This window comes from Nocardia wallacei (assembly GCF_014466955.1).
GTDB lineage: Bacteria > Actinomycetota > Actinomycetes > Mycobacteriales > Mycobacteriaceae > Nocardia > Nocardia wallacei.
This window is the reverse complement of record NZ_AP023396.1, coordinates 7,500,093-7,519,918: the sequence shown is the minus strand read 5'-3', so window position 1 is coordinate 7,519,918 and position 19,826 is coordinate 7,500,093. Positions and strand designations below refer to the sequence as shown.

Here is a 19,826-nt window from a genome sequence, read left to right as displayed (position 1 = left end):
GGACACCCTGGGAGGGACAGATGACAGCGACTCGGACGGAACACCGGTATCGCGCGGCCGCCGCGGAGGGTGACGCCGCCGCGATGGCGAGTCTGGGATGGCTGCTCGTCGAACGAGGCGAACTCAACGAAGCCGAGCGCTGGCTCCATCGGGCGGTGGAGGCCGAGAACCTCGATGCCACAGTCGCGCTGGGCCGGTTGTGGGAGCAGCGCGGCGAGCGTGCGCAGGCCGAGTACTGGTACCGCAAGACCGCCGACACCGGCAACGCTTCGGCGCAGAACAAGATGGGAGTGCTGGCCCAGGAACACGGCGATCTGGTCGCGGCCGAACACTGGTACCGCAAGGCGGCCGCCGACAACCCTTATGCCGCATACAATTTGGCTGCCTTGCTGACCCGGTGCGGCAATCGATCCGAGGCGGTCCGCTGGTGCCGGGTGGCCGCCGCGGGCGGTAATACCCGCGCCATGAACCACCTGGGATCGCTGCTGGAGGAAACCGGCGACCGCGCCGAGGCCGAATACTGGTACGGCAAAGCCGCTTTCGGTGATGACACGGACGCGGCGTTCAACCTGGGCCGGCTGCTGCACGAGCGGGTGGCCGGTTCGGGCGGGCGCACACGGTTGCGCCGCGTGTTCCGCCTGCCACAGCACCGTCACGACCTGCTGGAAGCCGAACAGTGGTACCGGCGGGCGGCAGCGGCGGACAATGCCTTCGCGATACACAATCTGGGTTGGCTGCTGTATCAGCGCGGCGATCTGGGCGAGGCGGAACGCTGGCTCCGCCGCGCGGTCGACAACGGCACGCCCGGTGCGACGAGAAGCCTGGGACTGCTGTTGCGGAAGCGGGGTAGCGGCACCGAGGCTCGATACTGGCTGGGCCGCGCCGCCGCCGTCGGGCACAGCCGTCCGGCGCCGCGGCCCGGCAAGGAGAGCCCCCCGCCGGCTCAGCCGGAGTCCTACCGCCTGCTCCTCACCATGGTGCTGGGCAGTCACGCGACAGCGGAACGGCTGATCGCCTACGAGGCAACGAAGCTACCGGGTGCCGCCCGCGCGACGTGGACCACGCGCGCCATCGAGCGACTACGGGAGGACCGGAAGCGCCAAGGCTGATCCGCACGTATCGATGTCTCACCATTCAACGTACCGCTATTCAACGGTAAGGTACTCTGGTGCGCCGATAGTTCTATCGGTCAGCGTGCGTGGTGGATGCCGGACAGCAGGACACGTGGGCCCTACACGAGCGAGCAAGGCAAGGACTGTCCTATGCAGAACGACGAGGCCGTGCAGATCAACACCGTCATCGAGCGACTCGCCGCCGGTCATCCCGAGGTTCCGTCGGCCACCATCGCAGCGACCGTCGAACGCTTCCATGAGCGCTTCTCCAACTCGGCGGTGCGGAACTTCACCCCGATCCTGGTGGAGCGGTGCGCGGAACGGGAGCTGTCCGGTATCCCGCCCAGGCGCCTCCATCGCCGGTAATCCCTGGGACGATGCGTGGTATGTCACGTATCGGACGTTCGGGTGCTCGAATCGTTTCGGCCGGGGGCCGGCGGTTGTGGGCCGTGTCGGTGGCCGTCGTCACGGCCGTGCTGGTCTCCGGCTGCGCGAAGGAAGCGGGACCGCCCCCGCATCCCGCGCGAATCGCGTTCGCCGACGACTGGCAGTCGGTGTTCGTGATGAATCCCGATGGGACCGGCGTTGTCCGGATCGGGGCGGGCAGTGATCCGAGTTTCTCGCCGGACGGTTCGAAGATCGCGTTCACCCGGGCGGACACGCTTTGGCTGATGAACGCGGACGGGTCCGAGGCCCGGCAGTTGCTGTCGGACGGTTTCTACAACTCCGAGCCGGTATTCACCCGCGACGGCAGTGCGATCGTGTTCACCAGTAACCGCGGGGGCAAGAACCGGTCCGAGATCTACGAGACCGACCTCGAGGGCCGCCGGGTACGTCAGCTCATCGACGAGGCGGTGGGCCACCCGGCCCTGTCCCGAGACGGCACCGAGATCCTCTTCACCAGGTTCGTCCGTGATGCGCAGGGCAACGGCGGAGCCGAGGTCTGGGCGATGTACCGCGACGGCGGCAACCCGCACCGCCTCACCGACCCGAAACTGGTTGCCCAGAGCCCGAGTTGGGGCGCGGGCACGGTTTCGTGATCGGCGGTGCGGGTGAGATCCGTCGCGGCTCAGGGCGCGGGAGCCCAGTCGTCCGAATACGCGCGGTAGGTGCCGACGGGTAGCGCGGCGTCGTAGACCAGCGCGCCGCCGGGCGTGAACTCGGAGATGTGCGGAGCCATGCCCCAGCCGACCAGCGTGTTGCCGCCGGGCAGCGATTCGGCGCCGCCCATGGCGAACGCCACGAGTCCCTCCGGGTGGGTCTGGTTGCGTACCAACGTGGCTCGGCCGGCCGCGAAGTCGAGGTGGATCCACTGGACACTGGACGGCCCGAGCGTCGAGAACCCGTTCGAGTTGTTGTTGAACAGGCGCAGCGTCGTGGGATCGGTGAATTCGGCGTCGTGCTGGAAGGCGAACTGCACGCCGGGCCCGAGATCGAAGGTGGAGCGCTTGCCGCCGAGTTGCCAAGTGACGGAACCGGTCCGGATGTCCACGCCGTAGATCGTGGAGGTATTGCGCATCGAGACGACCAGGTTGCCGTCGGGACCGAGGCTGATCGAGTTGATGTGGTACGGGTCGTAGATCCGGCTGCCCGGAAGCAGACCGGGCTCGGTGGTGTCGGTGAGCGGCACGTGTTCGGCGGCGCTCCACCGCAACAGCACTCGCTTGCTCTCGACATCCATGACCGTCGCGACGGTGTCGTACATGCGTGCGTCCCGCGGGCCGCCGATCGCCGTCAAATCCGCGGTGATCTCTCGGTAGGAGGTGATCAGCGCGTGGCCGTCGGGCGTGAGCCGGAACTCGTGCACGTCACTGGAATCGTCCGGCGGCGAGAGCGTTTCGATGACAGTGCCGTGCTCGTCGGCGATGTAGTCGACACCGGCGCCGTGCCCGCCCTCGGTGGCGCCCTGCCACCAGGTCAGCACCCGCTCGCCCCGATAGGTCTGGGTGCGGAAGTTCGACACGTCCTGCCCGGGCGGCGGGGTGTACCGCCACACCTCGCGACCCGACTTGTCCAGCACCACATTGGCGGGCGCGGTGGCCGGCAACTGCGCCAGCGCGGGCGCGAGGCCGGGTACCAGCGCGGCGGCGCTGAGGCCGCTCGAGTAGTAGATGTAACCGGGACTGCCCTCGGGACTGTTCACCTCGACGGTGTAGCCCGGTGCGCCCACCGGGAAGGTCGGCCGGAGTGGTTGGGCTCCGGCGGTGGGCGGTAGCAACGCGAGGGCGAACACGACGCCCGGCACGGCCATCCGATACGCAGTCCTGGACATGCGACTCCTTAGCTTCGGTCACGAACGTTCGCGCAGCGTACACCGGTTTTATGAGCGGATCGTGTGACTTCCCAGGCGCCGGATCGGATCGGGCGGGTGGCGCGTCCGGCCGCGCTAGCATCGTGTCGACAGGACACCGACCGGCCAGTCCGGCGGCCGGGCTCGCATCGGACGGTTTGGGGAATATGGGGATGAGTTCGCTACCGGACTTCGTGCGGGATGCGGTGCATCGCTCGGTCGCCACGGGTGACGGGACCGCCGTGATCGATACCGGTTGCGGTCTGGTCCAATGGCTTTCGTCGGCGGGTAACGTCTTCCACATCGAGGTGGCGTATCCGGACCGGCCGCGCCGGCGTTCGCTGTGGCGGCGGCTGCGCGGCGGGTCGAGCGCGGCCGGGTTCACCGACCGGCAGCTCGCGTCACTCGGCGATCTCGGCTTCGCCGAACTCGATTCGGCCTATGTGCTCCGGGCGGACGACGACGGGCTGGACCGCGACCACGTGGTGCAGGTCGTCGTCACGGTGCTGCACGACGTGCTGGAGACCCGCGATGTCTCCGACATGTCCGTCGAGGTCTTCTGAGCGCTGCCGACCGGCAATACCGGGTGGCGGGCGGCGTTACGCTGGCGGACGTGTTGGCAGGTCGTGACAGCGAGCAGGCCGAGATCGATGGGCTGCTCGCCGACGCCAGGGCGGGCGCCGGCCGGTCTCTGGTGATCCGGGGCGAGGCGGGTATCGGGAAGTCCGCCCTGGTGGAGTACGCCGCGACCGCGGCGGCCGGGATGCGGGTGGTGCGCGGCGTCGGCGTCGAGTCCGAGGCCGAACTCGCCTTCGGCGCATTGCATCTGCTGCTGTACCCCTACCTGGATCGACTCGGCGGGCTGCCCGGACCGCAGGAGGCGGCGCTGCGGGCGGCGTTCGGGCAGATCGAGGCGCCCGAGGCGAACCGCTTCCTCGTCGGCGCGGCCACCCTGACGCTGCTGGCCGAACTGGCCGCCGAGACACCGACTCTGGTCCTCGTCGACGACGCGCAGTGGCTCGATCGCAGCTCCTCCGACGCGCTGCTGTTCGCCACCCGCCGCTTCCACGCCGACTCGATCGCGGTCGTGTTCGCCGTGCGGGAGACCGCCTCACCGTTCGCCACCCCGGGCATCGAAACGCTGCGCCTGAGTGGTCTCCCGCGCCCGGCGGCCCTGCGATTGCTCGCCGAGCGCGCACCGGGGCTGACCGTGCCCGGCCGTGAACGGGTGCTGGCCGAGTCGGCCGGTAATCCGTTGGCGCTCATCGAACTCGGCATGGCGCGCCGGACCGCCGAACGCGCGGGGCACGCCGACCCGATGCACGAGGTCGGCCCGCTCCCCGTGACTCGTCGTGTACAGGAGAGCTTCCGGGCCCAGATCACCGAATTGCCTTCGGCTACACGCACACTGCTGTTGATCGCGGCGGCCGATACCGGTGCGGGCGTCGATGCCATCCTGGGCGTGGGGGCCGCGTTCGGGCTCACGGCCGCCGATCTCGGGCCCGCCGAACACGCCGATCTCGTCGCGATATCCACCGACAGCCTGACGTTTCGGCATCCGCTGATCCGCGCCGCCGCCTACCAGCAAGCGGCCCATCATCAGCGCGTCGCCGTGCACGAGGCATTCGCCCGGGTGCTCACCGCCGACGCGGACGCCGACCGCCGCACCTGGCACCTCGCCGCCGCCACGACCGAACCGGACGAGCGGGTGGCCACCGAACTCGAACACACGGCCCGGCGAGCGCAGCACCGCGGCGGGGCGATGGCGGTGTCGGCGGCCTACGACCGCGCCGCGCGACTCAGCGCCGACCCCGAGCACCGGGCCCGGCGGGTTCTGCTGGCCGCCCGCGCCGCCTACGACGCCGGCCGGCCGGACCGGGCCGACCGGCTGGCCACCGAGGCCACCGCGCTCACCACCGACAACGGAATCCGCGCGGCGGCAACCCATATCAAGGCGCAGATCGAATACGAGCGCACCTCACCCGCCCGCGACGCCGAACTCGCCCTGCAGGCGGCGGAACTGGTGGTCGGCCACGACCCCGAGCGCGCGGTCTACATCCTGTCCGAGGCCGCCTGTTGCGCGCGCGACGCGGGCCGCCGCGATCTGCTGGAGCGCACGGTCGGCTACTTCGAATCCCTTCGCCTGCCCGCGAATTCGCCGCTGCGCAGCCACGTCGCCGCCCAGCTCGCCTGGGCCGATTTCCTGGCCGGGCGGCCCGCGGCGGCGGTCGGCGCCATGGCCGAGCAGGTGCGCGTGGCGCGGGGCGCCGACGTCGACGGCCTGCACAAGATCGTCGCGGCGTTCAGCGGGGTGATGCTCGCCGACGACGCGGGCACCGCGGCGATCATGGATGCCGCGCTGGACGAGGCCCGCTCGACGGGTGCGGTGCTGTGGATCCCGTACTCTCTCGAGATGCTGGCGCTCGCGCGGCTGCTGAACGGACAGTTCCTGCAGGCGCGAACGGCTGTGGCGGAAGGCATTTCGCTCGCCCTCGAACTCGAGATGGATACCGAGGCGGCCGTGTTGCGGGCGGTCGAGGTGTGGCTGGCCGCGGTGGCGGGCGACGCGGAGCACGCCCGGGCGCTCGCCGCGGACGTCGAACCGCTGCTGTCCCGACGACATCCGACCCATGCCGCGCTGGCGACCTGGGGACTCGCGCTCACGGACCTGTCGGCGGGCCGGTTCGAGGCGGTCGTCGACGCCCTGGACCGCGTCTGTACCGGCCCGGTCGCGTACGACTTCCTGATCCGTGCCGTGCCCGACCACGTCGAGGCGGCCGTCCGCGGCGGGTTCCCCGAGCGCGCCGCGGCACATCTGCCCGCGTTCGAGCGCTGGGCCCGCGCGATACCGAACCCCGTGGGAGAGGCCCTGTTACACCGCTGCCACGCCCTCACGGCCGGTACCGACGACGATGCGGAGAAGCATTACCGCACCGCACTGGAACTGCACGAGCGGCACGGCGGACCCTACGACCGCGCCCGCACCCAGCTGTCTTTCGGCGAATGGCTGCGCCGCCGCCGTCGCCGGGCCGATGCCCGCGTCCCGCTGGTGGCGGCAATGGACGCCTTCGATCGCGTCGGCGCCCGCGACTGGGCCGACCGCGCCCGGGTCGAACTGGCCGCGCTCGGCGAACAGCCCGCCGAGCACCGCGGCGACCCGCTGAAAACGCTGACGCCGCAGGAGGTTCAGGTGGTGCGGCTGGCGGCGGCCGGGCACAGCAACCGCGAGATCGGCGCGCAGTTGTTCCTCAGCCCGCGCACCGTCGGGCACCACCTGTACAAGGCGTATCCGAAGCTCGGCGTCACCCGGCGCATCGAACTGGCCCAGCTCGACCTGTGACCGGGAGCCGATGACCTATCCGGCGGTCCCGCCGCCCCGGCGAACGCCGGTCATGCGACCGATGCGGCCCGGCCGACCGGCGAAATAGCTTTCTTCCTGCAGGTTCAGTACCGACAGGAGAGAACGTCATGTTGCTCGAGAACAAGACCGCGGTCATCTACGGCGCCGGCGGGTCCATCGGATCCGCGCTGGCGAAGGGCTTCGCCGCCGAGGGCGCGAGCTGCCACCTGGTGGGCCGCACCGCCGCCACGCTCGACAAGGTCGCCGACGAGATCCGCGGGTCCGGTGGCCGCGCCGAGACCGCCGTGGTGGACGCGCTGGACGCCGCCGCCGTCGCCGACCACGCCGACGCGGTGGCCGAGAAGTCCGGCAGCCTGGACATCTCGGTCAATGTGATCAGCCACGACGGGCTGTTCCAGCCGCTCGTCGACATCCCGGTGGACGTCTTCGCCGACTCGATCGCCAAGGTCGCCCGGACGCAGCTGGCCACCACCCAGGCCGCCGCGCGGCACATGATCCAGCAGAAGTCCGGGGTCATCCTGTTCTTCGGCGGCTCGGATCCCGTGCACAAGTTTCCGGGGCTCGGCAATGTGCAGGTAGGTATGGATACCGCGGACGCGCTGCGGCGACAGTGGGCGGCCGACCTCGGTCCGTACGGCATCCGGGTCGTCTCGCTGCTGACCGGCGGCATCATCGACACCTTCCCGGACATCCCGGAAACCGAGCAGGCGCGCAAGGGCATCATCGACGGCACCCTGCTGAAACGGGCCGCCACGCTGTCGGACGTCGGGCATGTCGCGGCATTCGTCGCCTCCGACCGCGGCCGATCGCTCACCGGCACCCAGGTCAACATCTCCTGCGGCGCCTGCGGGGACTGACGCGGAAACCATTGCGGCGGACCCGAAGCACGCAGCGTACCGTTCGGGTGCAGACGTACACGGCGAGGGAGATTCGATGCGGGGTCGGTGGATTCGACGGATCGTGCTGGGAATGGTGCTCACCGCCGGGGCCGCCACGGTGTCCGCGGTCCCGGCGGGCGCCGACGATCCACCGGCCGCCGCGCTGGACCGGTTCTATCACCAGAAACTGGACTGGCGGCCGTGCGACCATCCGGCACTCGACGCGGCGGGGGCGCAGTGTGCGGGCGTGGTCGTCCCGCTCGACTACTCCCGGCCCGACGGGCGCACGACCACGGTCGCGATCTCCCGCATCGCCGCCACCGATCCCGCCCGGCGGCGCGGCATCATGCTGTCGAATCCGGGCGGACCGGGTAGTCCGGGGCTGGCCATGATGGTCACCGTGCGCGATCGGCTCACGCCGGACGTCCGCGCCCAGTACGACCTCATCGGCATGGATCCGCGCGGCATCGGCCGCTCCGAGCGGGTGGAGTGCGCGCTGCCGCTGCCCACCATGCTGTTCTCGGCCGGGTTCGACGTCTTCGGTTACGCCCGCGACACCGCGCTGGCCGCCGCCCTGGCCACCTCGTGCGTGGCGCCGGACCCGGACCGGGCGCGCATGTCCACCACCCGCAACGTCGCCCGCGACATGGACGTCATCCGCGGCGCTCTCGGCGAATCTCGGACGAGTTACTACGGCGGCTCCTACGGCAGCTATCTCGGCGCGGTCTATATGCAGATGTTCGGTGACCGCGCCGACCGTTTCGTGCTCGACAGCGGGGTCGATCCGGATCGGTACTGGATCGGCATGTTCCAGGACATGGGCGCGACCAACGAAGCGGCACTGGACGATTGGGCGATCTGGGCGGCGCGCCACGATGCCGAATACCACTTCGGGTCCACCCCCGCCCAGGTGCGCGCCTTCGTCGAGGAACTCGTCCACCGCGCGGCCGCGCATCCGGTCGTGAGCGAGGCGTATCTCATCGACGAGCACACGGTGCCGATGATGTTGCTCGCGCTGCTGGTCAATCCGAAGCTGAACGCCGACCTGGCCGACGCGCTGGGGATCATCGAGGACGGTGTCTCGGGGCGTCCCGTCGACATGCGGCGGTTGAAGACCAAGATCGCCGGCGCCGTCCCGACGGAGGCCTCCGGCATGGCCGCGGTGCTGTGCGGTGACCGCGCCGCGCCGCGCGACCCGGCGTGGTACTACCGCAATATCGAGGCGGTCCGGGCCAGCCAGCCGGTGTTCGGCGCGTTCGCCAACAACATCACCGCCTGCGCGTTCTGGCCCGAACCGGTCGAACCGCCGACCGAGGTGCACAACGCGGTTCCGGCGCTGCTGCTGGGCACCGTGCACGACACCCGGACCGCCTATCCGCAGACCCTGGCGCTGCACCGCGATCTGACCGCCTCCCGACTGGTTACTTTGGCGCACACCAGGATTCACGGCGCCTTCCGCGTCGGGCTGAGTCCCTGTGTCAACGATATCGTCAACACCTACCTCGGCACCGGAACCCTGCCCGCCGCGGACCGCACCTGCGAACCCGACCCCGCCTACTTCCCGGAGTAGGGCGCTCAGGCCACCAGGATCGTCTTGCCCGGCAGCCGGCCGGCATCGGCGTCGGCGTGCACGGCCGCGAGGTCGGCCAGCGGTCGGCGGTCGGCGACATCGATCCGCAGCTCTCCGGCGTCGACGCGACGGACGAGTTCGGCCAGTTGTCCGGCGTCGCTGCGGACGAAGATCCGCGGCGTCCGCACGCCACGGCCCGGATGCTCCGGAGCGGGAGTCGTGGCGCTCGCCAGCACCCCGCCGTCGGCGACCAGGTCGACGAGCGCGGCGGTCTCCTCCGGTGTGGTGCCCACCAGATTGATCACCACGTCGAACGGCTTGCCCGCCACGGTGACCGGCGTGGCCGTGTAGTCCAGATGATCGACGATGCGGTCGATTCCGTAGTCGCGCAATCGTTTCGCGCTCCGGGCACTCGCCGTCGCGGTGACCACGGCCCCGGCCTGCTTCGCGAGCTGGACCGCGTAGCCGCCGACCGCCCCACCGGCGCCGTTCACCAGAATCGACTGACCGGCCCGCAATTCGGCCACGTCGAACAACGCCTGCCACGCCGTCAGCCCGGCGACGGGCAGGGCGGCGGCCTCGGCCGCGTCCACCGTCGTCGGCGCCGCCGCCAGCACCTCGGCGGGTGCGAGCACGTACTCGGCGGCCGCACCGTCCGCGGTCATCGGCAGGAACGCCACGACCGGATCGCCGGGCCGCTGCCCTTCGACTCCCGCGCCGACTTCGGCGATCGTCCCGGCGAGATCCAGACCGGGCACGTGCGGCAGGGCGATCGGGAACACCTCACTCAGATGACCGGCGCGCATCATCGCGTCGACCGGATTGAACGAGGTGGCGGCCACCTGCACCAACACCTCGCCCGCGCCCGGGACGGGCCGCGGGGACTCCTCGTACTCCAGTACGTCGCTGTCGCCGTACCGGTGGTAGCGCACTGCCTTCATATCTGCCTCCCAGCTCAATGTGCTTCGATATCGAAGCATGTTGAGAAGAGTAACTGCTTCGATATCGAAGCAAAAGGCATAGGTGCTGTGAAGGCGGTCACATAGCTTCGACGTCGAAGCACTTAGGATGAGGATGTGGCCGAACCTTTGCAGCCGGAAGAGCTGAGCACGTACTTCGCGCTCATGGAGGCGGTCAGCCTGCTGCAGCACGCGGTGGAACAGCAGTTGCGCACCGCGGGCGATCTCAGCTACGTGCAGTTCCAGGTGCTGGCCCGGCTCGCCGGGGCCGAGGGACAGCTGACCATGACCGAGCTGGCGGACGGCGTCGTCTACAGCCGCAGCGGCCTCACCCACCAGGCCGGTCTGCTGGAACGGGCGGGCCTGATCACCCGCGCGCCCAGCCCGGACGATCAGCGCGCCACCATCGTCACCATTACCGAGGCGGGCTCGGCCCGGGTGCGACAGGTGCTGCCCGGCCACGTCGAGGTGACCCGCCGGATGCTCTTCGACCCGCTACCCCCGCGCGACGTCACCGAACTGGGGGAGATCATGACGCGGGTCCGCGACCACATGCGCGCCCAACCGCCGCGCTCCGCGACCCCGCGCAAGCGCGCGCCGAAATCCGAGTAGCTTCGCCTCAGCCCGCGCGGCGGGGCGGAATCACCCAGAACTCGTTGTCCGTTATCGGGGGCAACGGCCGGGTGTCCTCGATCGGGTCCACCCGCAGGAGCGCGATGAACTCCTCGACGGTGTACCCGGCGGCGCGAATGTCCGAAAGCAGTTGCTCCGCAGGAGACCTCGAAGCGATCAGGCTGAGCATCATCTTCCCCCTCGGGAGACGACATCGGACGGATGCGACAGCGGGCCGCGGGGGCAATCGCGGCCCGCTCTGCAGGGCATCTCACTGCGGAGACGCGAACAGCTTAGCGAGTGTCCAGCAAACTTCGCGCCATTTTCGGGTGGAAATATTCGGACATGTCCGGTGGGGGAACCGGACCCGAACTCACTGCTGCAGGCACTCCTTGACGATCGCCTTGGTGGCCGACTGCGCCTTGGCGGCGTCGTCCTGGCTCAGGCCCATCGCGGCCGGGTCGGAGGTCTGCGCGTTGGTGCCGGGCTTGGTCATGATCTTCAGCCCGTCCTGCGAAATGCCCTCGTCCACATAGTGTTTGGCGGCGCAGTCGGCCATCGCGGCATCCTTCAGGCCGCTGTCCTGCAGGGCCTTGGACAGATCCGCCTGGGTGATCTTCGACTCGTGCTCCGAATGATCCGAGCCGCCGCACCCCGCCAGTAGTGGCAGGGCGACGAGCGCGGCGGCAATCAGCGAAATCCTCAACGGTTCCTCGTTTCATGCAATGTGGTGTGTCGTGCGGCGGCACAACCGCCGTCGTGATCCTGCCGTATCGCGCGGGCCGGGAACAGTCGGTGACCGGAAAATCGTGCGGAAGCACTGTCGCGCAACCTGTTGGCGCAGCGCCAATCGTTGCTACTGTTGGCGCCGTCCATCACCCGGCGCGGGGAGTTGAAGAGAATGCTGAACCACCACCGAGTCGGTGCGGGCGAACCGCTGGTCCTGGTGCACGGAGTCGGTAGCCGGTGGCAGGTGTGGGAGCCGGTCATCGACACGCTGGCGCGGTCGTTCGAGGTGTTCGCCGTCGACCTGCCCGGGTTCGGCGCGTCCGCCCCGCTCGAACGCACCACCGTCGACGAGCTCACCGACGCCCTCGCCGCCTTCCTCGCCGATCAGGGACTCGAGCGGCCGCATCTGGCGGGCAATTCCATGGGCGGGCTGATCGTGCTGAACCTCGGCGCCCGCGGCCTGGCCCGCTCGGTCACCGCCTTCTCGCCGATCGGATTCTGGTCGGTCGCCGGGCGCGTGTGGTGCCAGCGTTCACTGGGTGTATCGAAAGCGCTGGGCCTGCGCATGCGCCGGGCGCTGCCGGCGATCCTCGGCACGCCCGCGGGCCGCACCACCTTCCTGAGCCTGGTGTTCGGCAAGCCGTGGGCCGTCCCGCCGCAGGTCGCGCTCGACACCGCGCACGGCGCCATGTACGCGCCCGGATTCGACAGCGCCCTGGCCTCTTTCGACGACGCGCGGCTGCAGCACGGCGGGCGCCTGGACCGGATCCCGGTCACCGTCGCCTGGGGCGACCGCGACATCCTGCTCACCCATGCCACACAGAGTCGCCGCGCCCGCGCCTGGTTGCCCGGCGCCCGCCACCGCACGCTGCCCGGCAGCGGCCACACCCCGTTCTACGACGATCCGGAACGCTGCGCCCGGGTCATTCTCGATCAACTGGACGCGAGCACCGGGAGTCCGTCATGAGCAATGTGTCCCTGACCGTCGACGGCGACCGGGCCCATGTCGCCCTGGACCGTCCCGGCAAGCACAACGGCCTGACCATCGAGATGCTGCGCGACCTGGTGCGGGTGGCCCGCGTCGTCGGCAGGCGCGACGACATCCGCGCGGTGATCCTGTCCGGCAACGGCCCCAGCTTCTCCAGCGGTCTGGACATCGCGAAGGCCGTTGGCGACCCGCTGACCATCGTCCGGAACTTCGTGCCGATTCCGTGGCTGGGCACCAACACCTTTCAGGAGGCGTGCTGGACGTGGCGGCGACTGCCGCAGCCGGTGATCGCGGCCGTGCACGGGCACTGCTTCGGCGGCGGGTTGCAGCTGGCGCTTGCCGCGGACATCCGCTTCGCCACCCCGGACGCGGACTTCGCGGTAATGGAGGCCGGGCACGGCCTGATCCCGGACATGACCGGCGCCGCCACGCTGTCGCGGCTGATCGGTATCGACAAGGCGCTGCTGCTGACCATGACCGCCGATCCGGTGGACGCCGCCTACGCCGAGCGCATCGGGTTGATCACCGAGGTGACCGCCGACCCGCGCGCGGCCGCCGAGAAACTGGCCGACCGGATCGCGGCCCGCTCGCCGCACGCGGTGGCGAGCGCCAAGCGGCTGTTCGACCGGAGCTGGCACGCCGGGGTGCGCCGCACCCTCGGTATCGAACGCGCCACACAACTGCCGCTGATCGTGCGGCAGGCATTGTCGAATTTTTAGACAATTTCCCCCGGAAACTGTGCAGTGCCCCGAACCTCGGTGCGGTAAACGCATTCCGGCGAGATTCGCTGCTAGCATTTGCTCGCTTATGCCAGCCAGTCGATAAACGTGTGCGGCATCACAAGCCAGTCCGCGGTGGGCCGCACCCGCGCTTCGGCCAGAATCCGGAGGGCTCACCGACTTGACCAGGACTGTTTCGATCCTGCTGTCCGCGATGGCGGGCGCCTCGGCCTTGCTCCTCACCGTCACCGCGCCGGCCGTGGCAAACCCCAACGCCATCAATCCGATTCCCGTGCTGAACGGCACCAATGGACTGCCACAACTGCCCGGCCGCTCGCGCGCGGTATTCCAGTTGACCGGAATGGCGAGCCCGAACAATACCGAGCATTACAACGTGCTCGGCACCGATCTGGGCATCATGTGGGACAACGGAAACGGCGAGATGCTCACCGCGTTCGGCGACACCGCGGGTGTCGGCCTGCCGAACCTGCTGGCCGGCAGCACCTGGGCCTGGCGCAGCAACATCCTGGTGCGCAGCCATACCCAGGACCCGTCGAACGGCATCTATTTCGACAGCGTGGTCCGCGACATGTTCGGCCAGGCCCGCGATCTGATTCCCAGTCCCAAGATCCCGTTCATCGAGATCAGCCGCATCCCGACGGCGGGCATCTCGGTGGGCGGCGTGCAGTACATGAGCCTGATGTCGGTGCAGAGCTGGGACGAGGTGGGGCAGTGGACCACCAACTTCTCCGGCCTCGCCGCCTCGGCGGACAACGGTGAGACCTGGGCCGACCTGGGCTTCACCCGGCGCCCCAACGAGGGTGGCAACGCCAACTTCCAGATGAACGCCTTCACCAAGTCCGACGGCTGGGTCTACGAGTACGGCACCCCGTCGGGCCGCAATCATTCGGCCTACGTGGCGCGGGTGCGCGAGGGCGCGATCGAGGATCTCGGCGAATACGAGTACTGGGACGGCGGACGCTGGGTCAAGGGCGATGTGAACGCGGCCGCGCCGATCACCGGCGGTGTGGGCGAGTTGTCGGTGATGTGGAACCAGTACCTCGGCCGGTACATCATGCTCACCACCGACCCCTGGAATTCGGTGGTGATGCGGACGGCGCCCGCGCCGGAGGGCCCGTGGACCGACCCCGAGGTGCTGATCGACACGCGGGAACTCCCCACCGCCTACGCCCCGTCGATCTTCCCGTACCAGACCGGCCGTGACCTGTACTTCCTCACCACCGTGCACAGCCAGTACAACGTCGTCCTGATGCGCACCACGCTGTAATCGGCGCGCCATACACTCGGTCCCATGGACGCGGCCGAATGGGATGCGCGCTACGCGCAGAGCGAATTGGTATGGGGCGCACCGCCGAACGGCACCGTGGTCGAGCACGTGCACGGGTTGGAGCGGCGGATCACGCTGCAGCCGGACGCCCCGGGCGAGGCGCCCCCGCCGCTGCCGCGCGCACTGGATCTGGGCTGCGGTGAGGGGCGCAACGCGGTGTGGCTGGCCACGCACGGCTGGCAGGTCCGGGCGGTCGACTTCTCCCAGGTCGCCATCGACAAGGGCCGCACGATCGCGTCGCGCCTGTCCCGCTCGGTGCGTGGTCGCATCGACTGGCAGTGCGCCGACGTCACCGACCCGGCCGCGGCGGGCCTCACCGGCCCGTTCGAACTGATCCTGCTCGTCTACCTACATCTGCCACCCGCCCCGCGCCGCGCCCTGCTCGGCCACCTCGCCGACCTGCTCTCGCCCGGCGGCACCCTGCTCGTCCTCGGCCACGACACCACCAACATCACCGAGGGCCACGGCGGCCCCCAGGACCCCTCGATCCTGTTCACCCCGCACGACATCCGCGCCGACCTGGCCGCGGCCGGCGACCACATCCGAATCCGCGTCGCCGACCGCGTCCTGCGCCCCACCGAAGCGGGCGACGCCATCGACGCCCTCGTCGTCGCCACCAGCACGGTCCCCGATCTGGAGCAGCAGGCGGTGGACGCCCCGGCCTGACCGGTCACGATCGGCCGGGGTTCAACCCTTCTCGCTCCACCGCAGCAGCCAGGGCTCGACGGTCGCCGTGATCAGGTCGAAGCCGGAGCGGAACGAATGTGGTTGGCCGGGGACGACTTTCACGTCAGCGGCGTCGGCGGGGGCGGGGACGCCGAAGGGGTCGCGGTCGCCGTTGATCACGACCACCTCGATCGGGCGGGCGGCCAGGAGTTCCTCGCGGCGGGTCTTCTCCGGCTTACCCGGAGGGTGCAGCGGGAAGGACAGGGCCACAACGCCTTTCGCGTCGGCTTCGACCGCGGTGCGGCAGGCTACCCGGGCGCCGTTGCTGCGGCCGCCCTGAATCAGGGGCACCCTGCGCACCTTCTTGCGGAGCGCGGCGACGATCTCGAGCCAGGCCGCGTCCTGGACGGCCGCGGAGCCGGGTGCGCGCCGTCCCGCGACCCGGTAGGGCTGCACCACCCGCGCCACCGCGCCGCCGAGGCCGACCGCGCAATCGCGCACGGCCAGCAGATCACGCGCGTCGACCCCGCCGCCGGACCCGTGGGTCAACAGCAGCAGGAACGTGGCGCGTGGCGGGCGGTCCAACTCGATTTCCGCGGGTCCGGCACTCGTGTCGATGCGCACGCCCACACGGTAACCCGCTGGTCGGCGGACTCCCGGGAGCGTCACCGGGCACCTCGTCCCGCGCGTCGTACCGGCCTGTCAACTGTTCATCGCGTCACATCGGCCGCTCAACCCGTTGAAACCCGGATTACCCGTCGGTAATATACAGTGTAAGTTACCCGCGAGTAGCAGGCTGACGGCTACCGGTGGACACAACGGGCGGGAACGGCACAACCGGACCGCACCAACCTCAACGGAGAGAAAATGGGTCACTACAAGAGCAATGTCCGGGACCTGGAGTTCAACCTCTTCGAGGTCCTGGGATTGGGTTCCATCCTGGACAGCGGCGCATTCGGCGACCTGGACGCCGACACCGTCAAGGAGATGATCAACGAGGTTCGTCGTCTCGCCGAGGGCCCGCTGGCCGAGTCGTTCGCCGACGCCGACCGCAACCCCCCGGTCTTCGACCCGGAGACGCACAGCGTGTCGCTGCCGGAGTCGTTCAAGAAGAGCTACCGCACCTTGCAGGAGGGCGGCTGGGATTCCTACGCCGTCGCCGAGGAGCTGGGCGGCATCAAGTTCCCCCGCAGCGCCTATTGGGCGATCGCCGAGCTGGTGCTGGGCGCCAACCCCGCCGCGTTCATGTACGCCGCGGGCCCCGGCTTCGCCAACATCTTCTTCAACAGCGCCACCGACGAGCAGAAGAAGTGGGCGCAGATCGCCGTCGAGCAGGGCTGGGGCGCCACCATGGTGCTGACCGAGCCCGACGCCGGTTCCGATGTGGGCGCGGGCCGCACCAAGGCCGTGCAGCAGGAGGACGGCTCCTGGCACATCGAGGGCGTCAAGCGGTTCATCACCTCCGCCGACTCCGACGACCTGTTCCCGAACATCATGCACCTGGTGCTGGCCCGCCCCGAGGGCGCCGGCCCGGGCACCAAGGGCCTGTCGCTGTTCTTCGTGCCGAAGTTCCACTTCGACCACGAGACCGGCGAACTGGGCGAACGCAACGGCGTGTTCGTCACCGGCGTCGAGCACAAGATGGGCCTGAAGGTCTCGGCCACCTGTGAGGTCACCTTCGGCGGCCACGGCATCCCGGCCAAGGGCTGGCTCGTCGGCGAGGTGCACAACGGCATCGCGCAGATGTTCGAGGTCATCGAGCACGCGCGAATGATGGTGGGCACCAAGGCCATCGCGACCCTGTCGACCGGTTACCTGAACGCGCTGGAGTACGCCAAGCAGCGCGTGCAGGGCGCGGACCTGACCAAGATGACCGACAAGACCGCGCCGCGCGTCACCATCACCCACCACCCCGACGTGCGCCGCAGCCTGGCGATGCAGAAGGCGTACGCCGAGGGTCTGCGCGCGGTGTACCTGTACACCGCCGCGCATCAGGATGCCGTTGTGGCCGAACAGGTTTCGGGCGCGGACGCCGACCTGGCCGCCCGCGTGAACGACCTGCTGCTGCCGATCGTCAAGGGCGTCGGCTCCGAGCGGGCCTACCAGTACCTGACCGAGTCGCTGCAGACGCTGGGCGGTTCGGGCTTCCTGCAGGACTACCCGATCGAGCAGTACATCCGCGACGCCAAGATCGACAGCCTCTACGAGGGCACCACCGCCATCCAGGCGCAGGACTTCTTCTTCCGCAAGATCGCCCGCGACCGCGGTGTGGCGCTGGCGCACGTGGCCGGACAGGTCCAGAAGTTCATCGAGCGTGAGGGCGGCAACGGCCGGCTCAAGGCCGAGCGCAAGCTGCTGGCCACCGCCCTGGAGGATGTGCAGGGCATGGCCGCCACCCTGACCGGCCACCTGATGGCCGCCCAGGAGAACCCGGACGAGCTGTACAAGGTCGGCCTGGGTTCGGTGCGGTTCCTGCTCGCCGTGGGCGATCTGCTCATCGGCTGGCAGCTGCTGCAGCAGGCCGAGGTCGCCATCAAGGCCCTCGACAACGGCGCCACCGAGCCCTTCTACGAGGGCAAGGTAGCCACCGCGCAGTTCTTCGCCCGCAACGTGCTGCCGGAACTCACCGCGACTCGCGCGGTGCTGTCCAACCTGGACAACGACATCATGGAGCTGGACGAGGCGGCGTTCTGATCGCCCCGATGCGCTGAACTCCCTGTTCGACAACGAAGCCCCGCAACCGGATTCACCACCGGTGGCGGGGCTGCGTTGCCGTAACGACCCCTATCCGTGACGGCGATGTGATAATCGGGCCGCTCGCATACCACACATCGGCGGGCCGGAACGGGCACAATACCCACGGCGTCACAATCGGAAGGGGAGCGGAGCATGAGGAGACTGCCAGCACTTGCCGGAGCGTGCGCGGCGGTCGCGCTGCTGGCCCTGTCGGCCTCGCCGGCGGGCGCGGACCCGAACAACATCAACCCGATTCCCGGACTGAACGGCGTCAACGGCCTGCCGCACCTCGGCGGCGCCACCCAGGCCGTCTACCAGATGACGGGCATGGCCTCTCCGAACCGCACCCAGGACAGCAACGTGCTCGGCACCGACCTCGGCATCATGTGGGACGACGGGCGCGGGCAGATGCTCACCGCCTACGGCGACACCGCCGGGCTGGGCGTGCCGAATCTGCTGGCGGGCAGCATGTGGGCGTGGCGCTCGAACGTCTTGTTCCGCAGTCCCGCCGGGGTCAGTCCCGCCGACGGCATCCGCTACACCAGCTTCGTCGACAATCCGCTGCCCAGCCCGAAGATCCCCGGCATCGAGATCAGCTTCATCCCGACCGCGGGCATCTCGGTGGGCGGGGTGCAGTACATGAGCATGATGTCGGTGCGCGACTGGGGGCCGAACGGGCACTGGGACACCAACTTCTCCACCCTGGCCGTCTCCGGTGACGGCGGCCAGACCTGGGCGCAGCTGCCCACCACCCGCCGCGCCGACGAGGGCGGCTTCCACAATTTCCAGCAGGCGGCGTTCCTGAAGTCCGACGGCTTCGTGTACCGGTACGGCACGCCCGCCGGGCGCGACAATCCGGGATTCGTCGCCCGGGTGAAGGAAGCCGACATCGCCAACATCGACGCTTACGAATACTGGGACGGCGGCGCCTGGAAACTCAACGACGTCAACGCCGCCAAGCCGATCGTCGGCGGCGTGGGCGAACTTTCGGTGATGTGGAACCAGTATCTGGGGCAGTACATCATGATGACCACCGACCCGACCAACTCGGTGGTGATGCGGACCGCGCCCGCGCCGGAGGGCCCGTGGAGCGAGCCGCGCGTGCTCATCGACACCCGCGAGCTGCCCAGTGCCTACGCCCCGATGATCTACCCGTACCAGACCGGCAGCGACCTGTACTTCCTGGTCACGCAGCATCGGCAGTACAACGTGATGCTGATGCGGACGCCGCTGTAGGCGGGTGTCGGGGTCCGCGAGCGCTGTCATTAGGCTCTTCGGCGTGCTGCTTTCCGATCGCGACATTCGTGCCGAGCTGACCGCGGGCCGGCTCGCGCTGGAACCGTTCGAGGCGAAACTGGTCCAGCCGTCGAGCATCGATGTGCGCCTGGACCGAATGTTCCGGGTATTCAACAACACTCGGTACACCCACATCGACCCGGCGCAGCGGCAGGACGAGCTGACCAGCCTCGTCGAGCCCGTCGACGGGGAACCGTTCGTGCTACACCCCGGCGAGTTCGTGCTCGGCTCCACGCTGGAGGTGTGCACGCTGCCCGACGACCTGGCCGGGCGTCTCGAGGGCAAGTCCAGCCTGGGGCGCCTGGGCCTGCTCACGCACTCCACCGCCGGTTTCATCGACCCGGGTTTCAGCGGCCACATCACCCTGGAGCTGTCGAATGTGGCGAACCTGCCGATCACGCTGTGGCCGGGCATGAAGATCGGCCAGCTGTGCCTGTTCCGCCTGAGCAGCCCGGCCGAGCATCCGTACGGCAGTACGGCCGCGGGATCGAAGTATCAGGGTCAGCGCGGGCCCACACCCTCCCGCGCCTACCTGAACTTCGTGCAGCCCAACGGTTCCTGA

Annotated in this window: 20 protein-coding genes; 15 read left to right on the top strand and 5 right to left on the bottom strand. The window is 69.4% G+C overall.

Annotated elements, in window-relative coordinates; genetic code table 11:
• The first annotated feature begins 20 nt into the window (after window positions 1-20).
• The 3 genes from NWFMUON74_RS33810 (at window position 21) to NWFMUON74_RS33800 (ending at window position 2,152) form a co-directional block, all read left to right on the top strand.
• Window positions 21-1,109 carry an SEL1-like repeat protein gene (locus NWFMUON74_RS33810; protein ID WP_187685744.1) on the top strand — a complete coding sequence of 363 codons (1,089 nt, stop codon included), beginning with the start codon at window positions 21-23 and terminating at the stop codon, window positions 1,107-1,109.
• 153 nt (window positions 1,110-1,262) lie between these two features.
• The gene (locus NWFMUON74_RS33805; RefSeq protein ID WP_187685743.1) at window positions 1,263-1,478 is read left to right on the top strand and encodes a three-helix bundle dimerization domain-containing protein; all 216 of its coding nucleotides are present in this window, start codon (window positions 1,263-1,265) and stop codon (window positions 1,476-1,478) included.
• A 20-nt stretch (window positions 1,479-1,498) separates the two neighbouring features.
• A complete protein-coding gene (locus NWFMUON74_RS33800; RefSeq protein WP_187685742.1) occupies window positions 1,499-2,152 on the top strand; it encodes a TolB family protein in 654 nt (217 codons plus the stop codon).
• A 29-nt stretch (window positions 2,153-2,181) separates the two neighbouring features.
• Here NWFMUON74_RS33800 and NWFMUON74_RS33795 read toward each other — a convergent pair whose 3' ends face one another.
• Complete coding sequence (locus NWFMUON74_RS33795) at window positions 2,182-3,384, bottom strand: arylsulfotransferase family protein (protein WP_232110733.1); 1,203 nt, start codon at window positions 3,382-3,384, stop codon at window positions 2,182-2,184.
• A gap of 191 nt (window positions 3,385-3,575) precedes the next feature.
• Here NWFMUON74_RS33795 and NWFMUON74_RS33790 point away from each other — a divergent pair, with 191 nt between their 5' ends.
• The 4 genes from NWFMUON74_RS33790 (at window position 3,576) to NWFMUON74_RS33775 (ending at window position 9,211) form a co-directional block, all read left to right on the top strand.
• On the top strand, window positions 3,576-3,965 hold the full coding sequence (locus tag NWFMUON74_RS33790) for a hypothetical protein (protein WP_187685741.1): 390 nt from the start codon (window positions 3,576-3,578) through the stop codon (window positions 3,963-3,965).
• A 50-nt stretch (window positions 3,966-4,015) separates the two neighbouring features.
• On the top strand, window positions 4,016-6,742 hold the full coding sequence (locus NWFMUON74_RS33785) for an ATP-binding protein (RefSeq protein WP_187685740.1): 2,727 nt from the start codon (window positions 4,016-4,018) through the stop codon (window positions 6,740-6,742).
• 128 nt (window positions 6,743-6,870) lie between these two features.
• Window positions 6,871-7,620, top strand: a complete 750-nt coding sequence (locus tag NWFMUON74_RS33780; RefSeq protein ID WP_187685739.1) for an SDR family NAD(P)-dependent oxidoreductase — start codon at window positions 6,871-6,873, stop codon at window positions 7,618-7,620.
• Window positions 7,621-7,696: 76 nt separating this feature from the next.
• On the top strand, window positions 7,697-9,211 hold the full coding sequence (locus NWFMUON74_RS33775; RefSeq protein ID WP_187685738.1) for an alpha/beta fold hydrolase: 1,515 nt from the start codon (window positions 7,697-7,699) through the stop codon (window positions 9,209-9,211).
• A gap of 5 nt (window positions 9,212-9,216) precedes the next feature.
• Here NWFMUON74_RS33775 and NWFMUON74_RS33770 read toward each other — a convergent pair whose 3' ends face one another.
• Window positions 9,217-10,152: an NADP-dependent oxidoreductase gene (locus tag NWFMUON74_RS33770; RefSeq protein WP_187685737.1), complete on the bottom strand. Its 936-nt coding sequence runs from the start codon at window positions 10,150-10,152 to the stop codon at window positions 9,217-9,219.
• 135 nt (window positions 10,153-10,287) lie between these two features.
• On the opposite strand from NWFMUON74_RS33770, the gene NWFMUON74_RS33765 reads away from it, so the two are divergent.
• Complete coding sequence (locus NWFMUON74_RS33765; RefSeq protein WP_187685736.1) at window positions 10,288-10,782, top strand: MarR family winged helix-turn-helix transcriptional regulator; 495 nt, start codon at window positions 10,288-10,290, stop codon at window positions 10,780-10,782.
• A 7-nt stretch (window positions 10,783-10,789) separates the two neighbouring features.
• Here the strand turns inward: NWFMUON74_RS33765 and NWFMUON74_RS33760 are convergent, their stop codons facing one another.
• Both NWFMUON74_RS33760 and NWFMUON74_RS33755 read right to left on the bottom strand, forming a co-directional pair.
• The gene (locus NWFMUON74_RS33760; RefSeq protein ID WP_187685735.1) at window positions 10,790-10,975 is read right to left on the bottom strand and encodes a hypothetical protein; all 186 of its coding nucleotides are present in this window, start codon (window positions 10,973-10,975) and stop codon (window positions 10,790-10,792) included.
• 180 nt (window positions 10,976-11,155) lie between these two features.
• Window positions 11,156-11,488 (bottom strand): hypothetical protein, encoded by a 333-nt coding sequence (locus NWFMUON74_RS33755; RefSeq protein WP_187685734.1) that lies wholly within the window; start codon window positions 11,486-11,488, stop codon window positions 11,156-11,158.
• Between the two features lie 195 nt (window positions 11,489-11,683).
• On the opposite strand from NWFMUON74_RS33755, the gene NWFMUON74_RS33750 reads away from it, so the two are divergent.
• The 4 genes from NWFMUON74_RS33750 to NWFMUON74_RS33735 all read left to right on the top strand — a co-directional run bounded on the left by NWFMUON74_RS33750 (window position 11,684) and on the right by NWFMUON74_RS33735 (window position 15,232).
• On the top strand, window positions 11,684-12,478 hold the full coding sequence (locus NWFMUON74_RS33750; RefSeq protein WP_187685733.1) for an alpha/beta fold hydrolase: 795 nt from the start codon (window positions 11,684-11,686) through the stop codon (window positions 12,476-12,478).
• Entirely contained in the window at window positions 12,475-13,218 is a 744-nt protein-coding gene (locus tag NWFMUON74_RS33745; protein ID WP_187685732.1) for a crotonase/enoyl-CoA hydratase family protein, read from the top strand. Before NWFMUON74_RS33750 ends, NWFMUON74_RS33745 begins: the two co-directional genes overlap by 4 nt.
• A gap of 181 nt (window positions 13,219-13,399) precedes the next feature.
• Window positions 13,400-14,506 (top strand): glycoside hydrolase family 183 protein, encoded by a 1,107-nt coding sequence (locus NWFMUON74_RS33740; protein ID WP_232110732.1) that lies wholly within the window; start codon window positions 13,400-13,402, stop codon window positions 14,504-14,506.
• A gap of 24 nt (window positions 14,507-14,530) precedes the next feature.
• The gene (locus NWFMUON74_RS33735) at window positions 14,531-15,232 is read left to right on the top strand and encodes a class I SAM-dependent methyltransferase (RefSeq protein ID WP_187685731.1); all 702 of its coding nucleotides are present in this window, start codon (window positions 14,531-14,533) and stop codon (window positions 15,230-15,232) included.
• A 21-nt stretch (window positions 15,233-15,253) separates the two neighbouring features.
• Here the strand turns inward: NWFMUON74_RS33735 and NWFMUON74_RS33730 are convergent, their stop codons facing one another.
• Window positions 15,254-15,856, bottom strand: a complete 603-nt coding sequence (locus NWFMUON74_RS33730; protein ID WP_187685730.1) for an alpha/beta hydrolase family protein — start codon at window positions 15,854-15,856, stop codon at window positions 15,254-15,256.
• Between the two features lie 243 nt (window positions 15,857-16,099).
• On the opposite strand from NWFMUON74_RS33730, the gene NWFMUON74_RS33725 reads away from it, so the two are divergent.
• From NWFMUON74_RS33725 to dcd, 3 genes are all read left to right on the top strand, one after another.
• Complete coding sequence (locus NWFMUON74_RS33725) at window positions 16,100-17,926, top strand: acyl-CoA dehydrogenase (RefSeq protein WP_187685729.1); 1,827 nt, start codon at window positions 16,100-16,102, stop codon at window positions 17,924-17,926.
• Between the two features lie 195 nt (window positions 17,927-18,121).
• A complete protein-coding gene (locus tag NWFMUON74_RS33720) occupies window positions 18,122-19,204 on the top strand; it encodes a glycoside hydrolase family 183 protein (protein WP_187685728.1) in 1,083 nt (360 codons plus the stop codon).
• A gap of 43 nt (window positions 19,205-19,247) precedes the next feature.
• Entirely contained in the window at window positions 19,248-19,826 is a 579-nt protein-coding gene (gene dcd, locus NWFMUON74_RS33715) for a dCTP deaminase (RefSeq protein ID WP_187685727.1), read from the top strand.